Genomic DNA, 12,748 nt, shown 5'->3' on the forward strand with positions numbered 1-12,748 from the left:
GCGGCCCTTTCATGGCTCAGCCTCGACCGACTGCCTGTTGGCGCTGGCAGCGCCGACCGCGGTGCTGCTGAACCTGAGGCTGGGGCTGCTGTAGCTGCGGCGCGGCTGTCTCGTCCACGTCTGACGCCTTCTCCACCTTTATCCACCATGCCTGACCCCGGCTGGGGTACTGCAGGTAAAACGGCTGGCCCATCTCGGGTGTGGTGATGGAAATGCTGCGATCCCAAGCCAACGCGAGAATCCGGTCAAACGGCTCGTGCCAGGCGTGCATCGCCAGGTCGAAGGTTCCATTGTGAATCGGCAACAGCCATTTTCCGCGCAGATCGACGTGCGCCTGCAATGTCTCCTCCGGCTGCATGTGCACGTCGGGCCACTCAACGTTGTAAGCGCCGGTCTCCATCAGGGTCAGGTCGAATGGCCCGTACTGTTCGCCGATCAGCTTGAAGCCGTCGTGGTACCCGGTGTCACCACTGAAGAAAATGCGTTGCTCGCCATCGAGCATTACCCATGAACACCACAGCGTGCGGTTGCCGTCGCTCAAGCTGCGGCCGGAAAAATGCTGCGCTGGCGTGGCGACGAAGCGGATGCCGTGGATCTCGGTGGACTGCCACCAGTTCAGTTGCCGGACCTTCTCGGCCGGCACACCCCACTCGATCAGCGTGTCCCCGACGCCCAGCGGCGCAATGAAATGCTCGGCCTTGTCCTTGAGCACCTGGATGGTCATATGGTCCAGATGGTCATAATGGTTGTGCGAAAGGATCACCGCTTTGAGCGGCGGCAGGTCGGCCAGGCTGATCGGCGGCTGGTGAAAACGTCGAGGGCCGGCCCATTGGATCGGCGAGGCGCGCTCGGCAAACACCGGATCGGTGAGGAAGTACTGATTGCGCAGTTTGAGCAGCACCGTCGAATGGCCCAGGCGGTAGACCGTGTTGTCCGGCGCCGCGAGCAATTGCTGGCGAGACAGGGGCTGCACCGGAATTTCGCCGACCGGGCGGGTGTGACGGGGTTTGTTGAAGGTCGCGTTCCAGAAAATGCGCAGGGTCTTGAGAAATCCGGAGCGCTTCATCGGCTTGTGATTGAGATAGCGGCCCTCAGACCGGGACAGAACAGGCAGTGAGGAAGCGGTATCGAGGTTTTTTTCGGTCGAGGCCATGATGTGCTGACTCCATGGAACGGGTGGAGGTTTCCGCGACAGCAAACGCTGTGCAGAATGTTGCAAACGACGGAAAGAAGTAAGCGGGAAGTTGTAACAGCGCTTTACACTACACAGTGTAGTTTCAAGCTTGCACGATCTTCAAATGGAAGTAAACTGTTCAGTGTAATTTTATTGCTGGGGTGCTTTGCCAGTACGGCCCCTGCACAACCTCTTAGAAGCGAAGCCATGACCGCCCCCTTGCGACTGACCGACCGAAAACGTGAATCTATCGTGCAGGCAGCGATTGCCGAATTCCGCGACAACGGTTTCGAGGTCACCAGCATGGACCGCATCGCGGCCCGCGCCGAGGTGTCCAAACGCACGGTGTACAACCACTTCCCGAGCAAGGAAGAGCTTTTTTCCGAGATGCTTCACCGTCTGTGGGCCAGTGCCGCGGCTCAGCCCGATGCTGCCTATCGGCCGGGTGTCCCGTTGCGGGCGCAATTGCGCGACTTGCTCAACGCCAAGATGGCACTTCTGGGCGACAGCAATTTTCTCGACCTGGCGCGCGTGGCCATCGGCGCGACGATACATTCTCCCGAGCGCGCGCAGGCGTGGGTCAACCGGCTCAACCAGCGCGAGGAAACCTTCACAGTCTGGGTGCGCGGCGCCCAGCAGGACGGCCGCTTGAAAGCCGTCGAACCGGGTTTTGCCGCCTCGCAGATTCACGCCTTGCTCAAAGCGTTTGCCTTCTGGCCGCAGGTGACGCTCAACGAGCCCATGCTGACGCCTGAAAAGCAGGAGGCCGTGGTCGAGTCGGCGCTGGACCTCTTCCTCTGCTGGTACGAACTGCCCGCCAGCCCTTGCGCTTAACGGCTGGCCAACACACGCTCGACGATCTGCCGACGGGCCAGCAACCCCGCTGAGGCGCGCTCACTGGCGACAGCCAGGACATGGGCTGGCGCGGTTTCGGGACGGCCGGAGTCAAACGGCGGCGCAGGGGCGTACTCCAGTTGCAGCTGAATGACCTGGGATTTTTCCGGATCGAAGATCTCTGCGATCAGGGTCAGGGCAAAGTCGATACCCGCCGTCACGCCGCCGCCAGTCATCAGATTGCCATCGCGCACGACCCGCTCCTTGACCGGGATCGCGCCAAACGACTCAAGCAACGAATGAGACGCCCAATGCGTGGTGGCGCGTTTGCCCTGCAGCAGGCCGGCAGCGCCCAGCACCAAGGCACCAGTGCAGACCGACGTGACGTATTGCGCGGTCGTGGCTTGCGCCTTGATGAAAGCCAGCGTCTCGGCGTCTTCCAGCAAGGCATCGATACCGACCCCGCCCGGGATGCAGATCACGTCCAGATCCGGGCAATCGGCGAACGTGCGGGTGGGCACCAGCGTCAGCCCGGTGCTGGACTGCAATGGTTCAAGGTTTTTCCACACCAGATGCACGGTGACACCCGGCATCGTGGCGAACACTTCATAAGGGCCAGTGAGATCCAGTTGCTGGACCTTCGGGAACACCAGCAGACCGATGTGCAATGTCATGGAGTTTCTCCTGAATGGATGAGCGCAGGCGTCACCCGAAAAAGACGCGACTTCCGCTGATGGGTGGACGAGCCCACTGTAGCCAGATACGCTCTGGCGGATACGCCATATCACCCACATTTCACGCCACGCCATAGCGAGTTTGCCATGCCCGAGCCATCAAGACCGGTGCACATTCTGGCCTTTCCCAATGTTCAACTGCTGGACGTCACCGGCCCCTTGCAGGTCTTTGCGTCGGCGAACGTGCAGCTGCAGGAAAACGGCCAGACGGCGCATTACTCCCCGCGCGTCGTCGCCGCTCAGGACGGCAGCGTGGTGTCCTCATCCGGGCTCGGCCTGCTCACGGATCCGCTGCCGGAAACGGCATCCGACACGCTGATCGTCGCCGGAGGCAAGGGCGTGCACACGGCCCTGACGGATCAGCGCCTGTTGCAGTGGGTGCGCGCTCAGGCTGCCGGCGCCCGGCGCGTAGCCTCGGTGTGCACCGGCACATTCATGCTTGCCGAGGCGGGCGTGATCGACGGACAGCGGGTGGTCACTCACTGGGATAGCTGCGCAAGGCTCGCCGAGCGCTATCCACAGTTGCAGGTCGACCCGGAACCGATTTTCATCAATCGGGGCAAACTCTGGACATCAGCAGGCGTCACGGCCGGTATCGACCTGGCACTGGCGATGGTGGAAGCGGACCTGGGCCGCGCCGTGGCACTGGCGGTGGCCCGGGATCTGGTGGTGTTCCTCAAGCGGCCGGGCGGTCAGTCGCAGTTCAGCACCGCGCTGTCGATGCAACACGCCACGCGCAGTCAGGACAGTCGGTTTGGCGATCTGCACGCCTGGATCCTCGATAACCTGGCCAGCGATCTGTCGGTGCCTACCCTCGCCGCACAAGTCGGCATGAGCGAACGCAGCTTCGTGCGCCACTACCGCGCCCACACCGGCAACACCCCGGCGCGGGCCATTGAGCAACTGCGCGTGGAGGCCGCCAGGCGCTTGCTCGGCGACAGTGCGATGCCGATCAAACGCATCGCCGATCGTTGCGGCTTCGGCAGCGAAGAGACCTTACGCCGCAGCTTCATGCGCGCAGTGTCCGTCACCCCTCAAGCCTATCGGGAACGCTTCAGCGCAAGGTGACGCGTCTGCCCGCAGGGACATTCTTCACGAATGAATTCACGCCCTTGGCGTCATCGCCGGTTACAGACATGTGCATCGCCGCGCTGCCAATCGTAACCCTGGCAATCAGGCCGGCCCCGTGCGCAGCGGCTTGCGTCCGTCAGCAGTGGTCGCGCAAGAAATTAATTTTCATAAATTGATATCTTTATCGTTTTTCGTGTAATTTAATTTTCATCACGAAACCAGAGATAACAATAATGCCTGCCTGTGATCGTCTCAGCTTTGCCCTTTTCTCGCCCTGTGAGCCTTTGCAACATCTACTGCCGAGCGTTTTTTCAACGCCTGAAATCGCCGCGCCAGAACGCCGCCGGTGCCAGGCCTGACATCCCCTCTTCTCAGCAAGGAACCGTTGCATGCCCCCTTCTACCGGCCTGTCTCTGTTGGCCTACGCCGCTGTCGCGATCATTGCGCTGATCGTCCTCATCGCGCGCTTCCGGCTCAATCCATTCGTCGTCATCACCCTGGTTTCCGTGGGCCTGGCACTGGTGGCGGGGATGCCCGCCAATGCCGTGGTCGCCTCTTACGAGGGCGGCGTCGGTAAAACCCTGGGCCACATTGCGCTGGTCGTGGCGCTGGGCACCATGCTGGGCAAGATGATGGCCGAATCCGGGGGCGCCGAACGGGTGGCCCGAACGCTGATCGACCGTTTTGGTGAGCGAAACGCGCACTGGGCAATGGTCTGCATTGCCTTTCTGGTCGGCCTGCCGCTGTTTTTCGAAGTCGGCTTCGTGCTGCTGGTGCCGATCGCATTTACCGTCGCCCGTCGGGTCGGCGTGTCGATTCTGATGGTCGGCCTGCCAATGGTCGCCGGCCTGTCGGTGGTGCATGCGCTGGTGCCGCCGCACCCGGCGGCAATGCTGGCCGTCCAGGCGTATCAGGCGTCGGTGGGCCAGACGCTGTTTTATGCCATTCTCATCGGCATTCCCACCGCGATCATCGCCGGCCCCATCTACGCGCGCTTCATCGTGCCGCGCATTCACTTGCCCGTGGAAAACCCGCTCGCCAGACAATTCCTCGAACGCGAGCCACGCGAACAGCTGCCCGGCTTTGCCATCACCATGGCGACCATCCTGCTGCCGGTCGTTCTGATGCTGCTGGGCGGCTGGGCCAATCTGATCTCGACGCCCGGCAGCGCGTTCAACAGTTTCCTGGCCTTCATCGGCAACTCGGTCATCGCCCTGTTGCTGGCCACCTTGCTAAGCTTCTGGACACTGGGCATCGCCCAAGGCTTCAACCGCGACGCGATCCTCAGATTCACTCAGGAATGCCTCGCTCCAACGGCGAGCATCACGCTTCTGGTCGGCGCAGGTGGCGGGCTGAACCGGATTCTTGTCGACAGCGGGGTGACCCAGGAAATCGTCGGTCTGGCTCAGGACTTTCACCTCTCGCCGCTGCTGATGGGCTGGCTGTTCGCAGCGCTGATGCGCGTCGCGACAGGTTCGGCCACGGTGGCCATGACCACGGCATCAGGGATCGTCGCACCGGTTGCGCTGGGCCTGGAGTATCCGCACCCTGAACTGCTGGTGCTGGCCACCGGCGCGGGTTCAGTGATCTTCTCCCACGTCAATGACGGCGGTTTCTGGCTGATCAAGGAGTATTTCAACATGACCGTGGCGCAGACCTTCAAAACCTGGACAGTGCTGGAAACGCTCATTTCGGTGATCGCCTTCGCCCTGACCCTCGGGCTGGCGCAGGTGCTCTGAGTGGACATTCTTTACCAGATCCGCGCCCGCCAGGACTCCTTCAGCGCCGGCGAAGGTCGCATCGCCCGGCTGATTCTCAGCGATGTTGCCTTCTGCGCCAGCGCCAGCCTGGACGAACTCGCCGCCCGCGCCGAAGTGAGCAGCGCCACGCTGTCGCGCTTCGCCCGCACGGTGGGCTGCAAGGATCTGCGTGACCTGCGTCTGCAACTGGCCCAGGCCAGCGGCGTTGGCAGCCGCTTTCTCAAGCCGGAGCAGGCGCCGGAGCAATCGGCGTTCTTCACCCGGATCGTCGGGGACATCGAGTCGACCCTGCGTCAGCATCTGGCGGGCTTTGACGAGGCGCGTTTCAAGGCGGCGGTCGCCCTGCTGACGCCCGCACGCATGATCCACAGCTTCGGCATGGGGGGTGCTTCCAGCCTGTGCAGCGAAGAACTGCAGACCCGTCTGGTGCGCCTGGGTTACCCCATTGCCGCCAGCCGCGATCCGGTGATGATGCGCCTGATCGCCGCGACCCTCGGCCCGGATCACAGCCTTATCGTCTGCTCGCTCAGCGGACGTACGCCCGAGTTGCTCGATGCCACGCGGCTGGCGCGCAGCTATGGCGCGAAGGTCCTGGCGATCACCCTGCCCGGCTCACCCCTGGCGGAACTCGCCGATGTGTTGCTGCCGCTGCAGATTGCCGAAACCAACTTCATCTATAAACCCACGGCGGCGCGTTACGGCCTGCTGCTGACCATCGATGTGCTTGCCACGGAACTCGCGCTCACGGCCCCGGATGACAATCAGGAACGCCTGCGCCGGATCAAACTGGCGCTCGATGACTACCGCGGCGGTGACGACGGCCTGCCGCTTGGAGACTGAACCATGCTTTACGATCTGATCATTCGCGACGCGCTGGTGATCGACGGCAGCGACACGCCGGGTTACCGCGCCGATGTGGCGATTCGCGAAGGCCGCATCCAGCGCATCGGCGAGCTGAGCGATGTCTCGGCGAACGAAGAAATCAATGCGGCGGGTCGAGTATTGGCGCCCGGTTTCATCGACGTGCACACCCACGACGATACGGTGGTTATCCGCCAGCCGGACATGTTGCCGAAGATCACCCAGGGCGTGACGACCGTGATCGTCGGCAACTGCGGCATCAGCGCATCACCCGTGACGCTGGCGGGCGATCCGCCTGATCCGATGAATCTGCTGGGCCCGGCAAGCGCGTTCGTCTACCCGCGCTTCAGCGACTATCGCGCGGCGGTCGACAAGGCGCGACCTGCAGTCAATGTCGCCGCCTTGATCGGCCATACGGCGCTGCGCAGCAATCACCTGGACGAGCTGTTGCGCACGGCGCGCCCCGAGGAGATCGGCGCCATGCGCGAGCAACTGCGCGACAGCCTGGAACACGGCGCGCTGGGGCTTTCCACCGGTCTGGCCTACGCATCGGCCAACGCGGCGGACACGGACGAGGTCAAGCAGCTGGCCGAAGAGCTGACCGCGTTTGGCGCGGTCTACACCACGCATTTGCGCAGCGAGTTCGAGCCGGTGCTGGAGGCGATGGATGAAGCGTTCGATATCGGCCGGCACGCGCAATCGCCTGTGGTGATCTCCCACCTGAAATGCGCGGGCGCCGGCAACTGGGGGCGAAGCCCACAACTGCTGGCCGCGCTGGAGAACGCCGCGCGGAATCACCCGGTCGGTTGCGATTGCTACCCCTACGCGGCCAGCTCTTCGACGCTTGACCTCAAGCAGGTGACCGACGCTTTCCGCATCACCATCACCTGGTCCACGCCGCACCCGGATCAGGGCGGCCGCGATCTGAAGGACATCGCCGCAGACTGGGGCCTGTCCCTGCTGGACGCCGCGCGCCAGTTGCAACCGGCGGGCGCGGTGTACTACGGCATGGACGAACAGGACGTCCAGCGCATCATGAAACATCCGCTGTCGATGATCGGCTCCGACGGGCTGCCTGAGGATCCGTTTCCGCACCCGCGTCTGTGGGGCGCCTTTCCTCGGGTGTTAGGGCATTTCAGTCGCGATCTCGGGCTGTTTGCGCTGCACACTGCCGTGCACAAGATGACCGGCCTGACCGCCACCCGCTTTGGCCTGCATGAGCGTGGCTTCGTGAGGGAGGGTTATTGGGCCGATCTGGTGCTGTTCGATGCCGAAACCGTGCAGGATGTCGCCGACTTCAAGGAGCCCAAGCGTGCTGCGCAAGGAATCGACGGGGTTTGGGTCAATGGCCGCCTGAGCTACGCGAACGGCCAGCCGCAAGGTGAGCGACACGGGCGTTTTCTGCCCCGCAGCGGCTCACTGGTGTCAGGGTTCGGACAGCCCCGAACCTGACTCGGACCCTGACTTGGCCGCTATTACCTGCTCGTGATGAACATCCCACAGAGAAGACGCGATCTGCCTGCAAGCCCGGATCAACCGGGCGTTCCAGCTCAAACGCCATCGACCTGTGGGCGCGAAGCATCGCAATGCGGCCGATTGATTCAGCGAGCCATCAACCCACGATCACGCCTCGGCATTCGCCGAAGCCGATGCTCACTTCGCCGTCTCTGCGGCAGCGCGCTTTGAGGATCACCTCGTCGCCTGCCTCGAGAAACCTGCGGGTCTCGCCGCCCGGCAGTTGCACTTCCTGTTTTCCCCCTTCGGTCATTTCCAGCAGGCTTCCGAACTGTCCCGCCTGTGGGCCGGACAATGTGCCGGTGCCGAACAGATCACCAGGTTGCAGAGTACAACCGTTGACACTGTGGTGCGCGACCATCTGCGCCACGGTCCAGTACATGTTCAAGGTATTGCTCAGCGCCAGACGAACCGGTGCGACGCCCTGCTCGCGCATGGTTGCCGTTGCGAGCAGCACCTCAAGCTCGATGTCCAGCGCGCCGCTCTGCTGATCCTGTGCGTCGAGCAGGTACGCCAGCGGCTGCGGATCGCCTGCGGCCCGTACGGGCTGAGCGCTGCGAAACGGCGCAAGCGCCTCGGCGGTCACCACCCACGGGGAAATGCTGGTGGCGAAACTCTTGGACAGAAAGGGTCCCAGCGGCTGGTACTCCCACGCCTGCAGATCCCGCGCCGACCAATCGTTGAGCAGGCAGAAACCCGCAATGTGCCGGCCTGCATCGGCAATCCCGATGGCTTCGCCCTGCGCATTGCCCGGGCCCATCCAGACCCCGACTTCCAGTTCGTAATCCAGCCGCTTGCTTGGTCCGAAGGTCGGCTGGTCTGCGCCCGGTGCCAGGGTCTGACCATTCGGGCGTCTGACGGGCGTGCCCGATACGCACAACGTCGAAGCACGACCGTGATAGGCGATCGGCACATACTTGTAGTTCGGCAACAATGGATTGTCGGGGCGGAACAGCTTGCCAACGTTCGTCGCGTGATGAATACCGACATAAAAGTCGGTGTAATCGCCGACCTGCGCAGGCAGGTGCATCCGACACTCGCTCATTGGCAGCAGCAATCGCTCGCCCATGGTTTGCAGGCGCTCACGCTGGGGATTCGCTTCGTCCAGCAGATGAAGCAGTTCGTTGCGCAGGGCCTGTCGCGCTGACGCACCGAGCGCAAAAAAATCATTGAGCTGAGCGCGACTCGCGGCCTCGGCCGCCAGACGCGCGGCCCCTTGGAACAGGCTGGCATCCAGTGCCGCCTGAAGGTCGAAGATGAAGTCGCCAATGGCGACGCCGCCGCGCCGGTTCGAATTCGCCTGGCTGAACACCCCGAACGGCAGGTTTTGCAGCGGGAAATCCGGGTGATCGTTGGCGCTCGTTACCCAACTGCGCGGGTGTGTGGGAATGCTCATCGTGGGCTGTCCATATCGAAGGGTTTGAAGGTTCGGGCAATGCCGTCCCAACACGCGTCGTAATCGCTCTGCAGCTGCGGGCACTCGAGAGCCTGTCGGCTGGGACGCAGGACGCGGCCGGTCTCGAACATGAACGCCATGGTCTGTTCGATCTTGTGCGGTTTGAGGTCGGCGGCGATGGCCTTTTCAGCGCTGGCATTGTCGGGCCCGTGAGCACTCATGCAGTTGTGCAGGGACGCGCCGCCAGGCATGAAGCCTTGCGCCTTGGCGTCGTAGGCGCCGTCGATGAGGCCCATGAATTCATTCATCAGATTGCGGTGAAACCACGGTGGCCGGAAGGTTTTTTCGGCAACCATCCAGCGCGGCGGGAAGATCACGAAATCGACGTTGGCCTGACCATGGACCGCACCCGGCGAGGTCAGCACCGTGAAAATCGACGGGTCCGGATGGTCGTAGCTGACAGTGCCGAGGGTGTTGAACCGGCGCAGGTCGTATTTGTACGGCACGTTGTTTCCGTGCCAGGCGACGACGTCGAAAGGTGAATGCGTCAGCGTAGTCGACCACAGTTCACCGAGAAACTTCTGCACCAGTAAGGTAGGCCGGGTGCTGTCTTCGAACTGCGCCACCGGCACCTGAAAATCCCGAGGATTGGCCAGGCCATTGCTGCCGATCGGCCCAAGATCCGGCAGCCGCAGCGCACAACCATGGTTTTCGCAGACATAGCCCCGCGCCGACCCGTCGAGCAACTGGACACAGAATTTCAACCCGCGAGGCAGAACGGCGATCTCCTGAGGCTCGACGTCGAGCACGCCCAGTTCGGTGACGATACGCAAGCGACCCTGCTGCGGGACGACCAGCCATTCACCGTCAGCGTTGAAAAAAGCCCGCTGCATGGACTGGTTGGCGGCGTATACGTACACGCTGACGCCATCGGCCTGATCGGCGGACGAAGTGCGGGCCAGCGCGATAAGGCCGTCGATGAAATCGGCAGGCGTGGCGGGAATGTCGAACGCGTTCCAGCGCAGGCGATTGGGCGTGACAGGGCCCTGCTCCTGACCACGAATCTGCCGCTCCAGCCGGCAGTAACGTGGATGAGCCGCCGACGGCGCGATACGGTAGAGCCAGGTCCGTCGGGCTTCCGCGCGGGGCACCGTGAACGCCGTGCCCGAGAATTGCTCGGCGTAGAGTCCGAGCGGATGGCGCTGCGGCGAGTTCTGCCCTGTCGGCAAGCCGCCGGGCAAAGCCTCGCTGCTGAACTGATTGCCGAAGCCGGATTGATACTTCAAAGCGTCGGACACAGGTGCTGTGAACATCTCGACCTCTTGTTTTTATTTTACGTAAGCGGATTACGCATAACGTAATTTGAGTTTGCCGGACGGTCAAGCTATAAAGCAGCCTTTCCAGACCGGCGCACGCCCCGCTCATGACTGAACAATCCGCAAGCCCCGCAGGCCCGCGCCAACAGAAAGTGCAGTCTGCCGAAGTCGGCGTCGGCATTCTCAAGGCGCTGGCCGAACTCGCGCCCGCCACCTCGTTGTCCAGGCTCGCCGAATACGTGGGCATGCCCGCCAGCAAGGTGCATCGGTATTTGCAGGCGCTGGTCGACAGCGGCTTTGCCGAGCAGGACCCGGTGACCAACCACTATCGTCTGGGCCGCTCGGCGTTGCAGGTTGGCCTTGCTGCGCTAAGCCAACTGGACGTGCTGAAGATTGCTGCACCCGAACTCAGTGCACTGCGTGACGGGCTCAATGAAACGTGCTTCCTCGCGGTGTGGGGCAACAAAGGCCCCACGGTTGTGTATGTTGAGCAATCGCTGGGCGCGGTGACGCTGGTCACGCAGATCGGCTCGGTCCTGCCGCTGCTCGGTTCCTCGACAGGTCTGGTGTTCGACACCTTTCTCTCCCCCGCCGAAACGGCAGCGCTCAGGCAAGCGGAAGCGGCTGCACTGAACGCAAAACAGCTGAAGGACATCGACCGCCATATCGAAGAAATCCGCAGCACCGGCGTGCATCAGATTCATGGCCTGCTCATGGCGGGCGTCAACGCTGTGTCATCGCCGGTGTTCGCCATGGGCAGCAAGTTGATGGGCGTGGTGACGGTGGTGGGTTCGGCATCGGTGCTCACCGGCGAACGTCAGGCGCTGGCGGCGCAGCAGCTGCTGAAGACCGCCCGGGCAATCAGCGCCCGGATGGGCGGTGACATGCCGAAGCTCTGAGCGCTGTCGGATCAAACGTGCCGGAATGAGCCCGGCCTCGGCGGCGGTGCAGCGCAGACGTCCTGTCAGTCACCACCGGCGCGAGCCGAGCAATCAGGTGATCAATCCGCCGTCAAAACCCCACGTCGCAACTGGTCGCGCTCGATCGATTCGAACAGCGCCTTGAAATTGCCCTCGCCAAAGCCGTCGTCGCCTTTGCGCTGAATGAATTCGAAGAATACCGGCCCCATCAGCGTTTCCGAAAAGATCTGCAGCAGCAGGCGCCGATTGCCGCCTTCCGCGTTCCCGTCGAGCAGGATGCCCCGCGCCTTGAGCTCGTGCTCGGGCTCGCCGTGGTTCGGCAGACGGCCTTCGAGCATTTCGTAGTAAGTGTCCGGCGGCGCGGTCATGAACCGCATGCCCAGCGCTTTGAGCCGATCCCAGGTGTCGATCAGGTCTTCGGTGAAAAAGGCCACGTGCTGAATGCCTTCGCCGTTGAACTTCATCAGGAATTCTTCGATCTGCCCGGCCCCTTTGGAGGATTCCTCATTGAGCGGGATGCGAATCATGCCGTCCGGCGCCGTCATCGCCTTGGACGTCAGACCGGTGTACTCGCCTTTGATATCGAAGTAACGAATCTCCCGGAAATTGAACAGCTTCTCGTAGAAATTCGCCCAATACGCCATGCGACCGCGATAGACGTTGTGGGTCAGGTGATCGATGAATTGCAGCCCTGCACCCGCGGGATGACGATCGACACCTTCGATGAACACGAAGTCGATGTCGTAGATGGACGTGCCCTCGCCGAAGCGGTCGATCAGGTACAGCGGCGCGCCGCCGATGCCCTTGATGGCCGGCAATCGCAGCTCCATCGGGCCGGTTGCGATTTCAACCGGTTGAGCGCCGAGCTCCAGCGCACGTTTGTAGGCCTGCTGCGAATCCTTGACCCGGAATGCCATCCCGCACAGGGAAGGACCGTGCTCGGCAGCGAAGTAGGACGCTTCGCTGTGAGGTTCATTGTTGAGGATGATGTTGATGGCGCCCTGACGGTACAGCGCCACGTTCTTGGATCGGTGATGGGCGACCTTGGTAAAGCCCATCATCTGAAACACGGGCTCAAGGACATCTGGAACCGGCGAGGCAAATTCGATGAATTCGAAGCCCATCAGGCCCATCGGGTTTTCGTAGAGATCGGTCACGGTCTTGCTC

At 62.6% G+C, this 12,748-nt stretch carries 11 protein-coding genes; 6 read left to right on the forward strand and 5 right to left on the reverse strand.

The annotated features are described in order from the left end of the window. Positions 1-16: 16 nt before the first annotated feature. Positions 17-1,153: an MBL fold metallo-hydrolase gene (locus tag BMZ10_RS07370; protein WP_093459330.1), complete on the reverse strand. Its 1,137-nt coding sequence runs from the start codon at positions 1,151-1,153 to the stop codon at positions 17-19. A gap of 228 nt (positions 1,154-1,381) precedes the next feature. Here BMZ10_RS07370 and BMZ10_RS07375 point away from each other — a divergent pair, with 228 nt between their 5' ends. Further along, a complete protein-coding gene (locus tag BMZ10_RS07375) occupies positions 1,382-2,008 on the forward strand; it encodes a TetR/AcrR family transcriptional regulator (RefSeq protein WP_093459331.1) in 627 nt (208 codons plus the stop codon). On the opposite strand, the gene BMZ10_RS07380 is transcribed toward BMZ10_RS07375, so the two are convergent. After that, complete coding sequence (locus tag BMZ10_RS07380) at positions 2,005-2,682, reverse strand: DJ-1/PfpI family protein (RefSeq protein WP_093459332.1); 678 nt, start codon at positions 2,680-2,682, stop codon at positions 2,005-2,007. The genes BMZ10_RS07375 and BMZ10_RS07380 overlap by 4 nt on opposite strands. Positions 2,683-2,829: 147 nt before the next feature. Here BMZ10_RS07380 and BMZ10_RS07385 point away from each other — a divergent pair, with 147 nt between their 5' ends. From BMZ10_RS07385 to BMZ10_RS07400, 4 genes are all read left to right on the forward strand, one after another. Beyond that, the gene (locus BMZ10_RS07385) at positions 2,830-3,810 is read left to right on the forward strand and encodes a GlxA family transcriptional regulator (RefSeq protein ID WP_093459333.1); all 981 of its coding nucleotides are present in this window, start codon (positions 2,830-2,832) and stop codon (positions 3,808-3,810) included. Positions 3,811-4,202: 392 nt separating this feature from the next. Beyond that, entirely contained in the window at positions 4,203-5,552 is a 1,350-nt protein-coding gene (locus BMZ10_RS07390) for a GntT/GntP/DsdX family permease (RefSeq protein ID WP_093459334.1), read from the forward strand. After that, a complete protein-coding gene (locus BMZ10_RS07395; RefSeq protein WP_093459335.1) occupies positions 5,553-6,413 on the forward strand; it encodes a MurR/RpiR family transcriptional regulator in 861 nt (286 codons plus the stop codon). A 3-nt stretch (positions 6,414-6,416) separates the two neighbouring features. Then, positions 6,417-7,886: an N-acyl-D-amino-acid deacylase family protein gene (locus BMZ10_RS07400; RefSeq protein WP_093459336.1), complete on the forward strand. Its 1,470-nt coding sequence runs from the start codon at positions 6,417-6,419 to the stop codon at positions 7,884-7,886. A 160-nt stretch (positions 7,887-8,046) separates the two neighbouring features. Here BMZ10_RS07400 and fahA read toward each other — a convergent pair whose 3' ends face one another. Together fahA and hmgA are read right to left on the reverse strand one after the other, a co-directional pair. Next, the gene (gene fahA, locus BMZ10_RS07405) at positions 8,047-9,345 is read right to left on the reverse strand and encodes a fumarylacetoacetase (protein ID WP_093459337.1); all 1,299 of its coding nucleotides are present in this window, start codon (positions 9,343-9,345) and stop codon (positions 8,047-8,049) included. Next, complete coding sequence (gene hmgA / locus BMZ10_RS07410) at positions 9,342-10,658, reverse strand: homogentisate 1,2-dioxygenase (RefSeq protein WP_093459338.1); 1,317 nt, start codon at positions 10,656-10,658, stop codon at positions 9,342-9,344. The genes fahA and hmgA overlap by 4 nt, the downstream gene beginning before the upstream one ends. A gap of 110 nt (positions 10,659-10,768) precedes the next feature. Between hmgA and BMZ10_RS07415 the strand changes: the two genes are divergently transcribed. Further along, on the forward strand, positions 10,769-11,560 hold the full coding sequence (locus BMZ10_RS07415) for an IclR family transcriptional regulator (RefSeq protein ID WP_093459339.1): 792 nt from the start codon (positions 10,769-10,771) through the stop codon (positions 11,558-11,560). 101 nt (positions 11,561-11,661) lie between these two features. Here the strand turns inward: BMZ10_RS07415 and hppD are convergent, their stop codons facing one another. Further along, entirely contained in the window at positions 11,662-12,738 is a 1,077-nt protein-coding gene (gene hppD / locus BMZ10_RS07420; RefSeq protein WP_093459340.1) for a 4-hydroxyphenylpyruvate dioxygenase, read from the reverse strand. Positions 12,739-12,748: the final 10 nt, after the last annotated feature.

The sequence above is a fragment of the Pseudomonas sp. NFR16 genome (genome assembly GCF_900108875.1).
In the GTDB taxonomy this organism is placed as follows: domain Bacteria; phylum Pseudomonadota; class Gammaproteobacteria; order Pseudomonadales; family Pseudomonadaceae; genus Aquipseudomonas.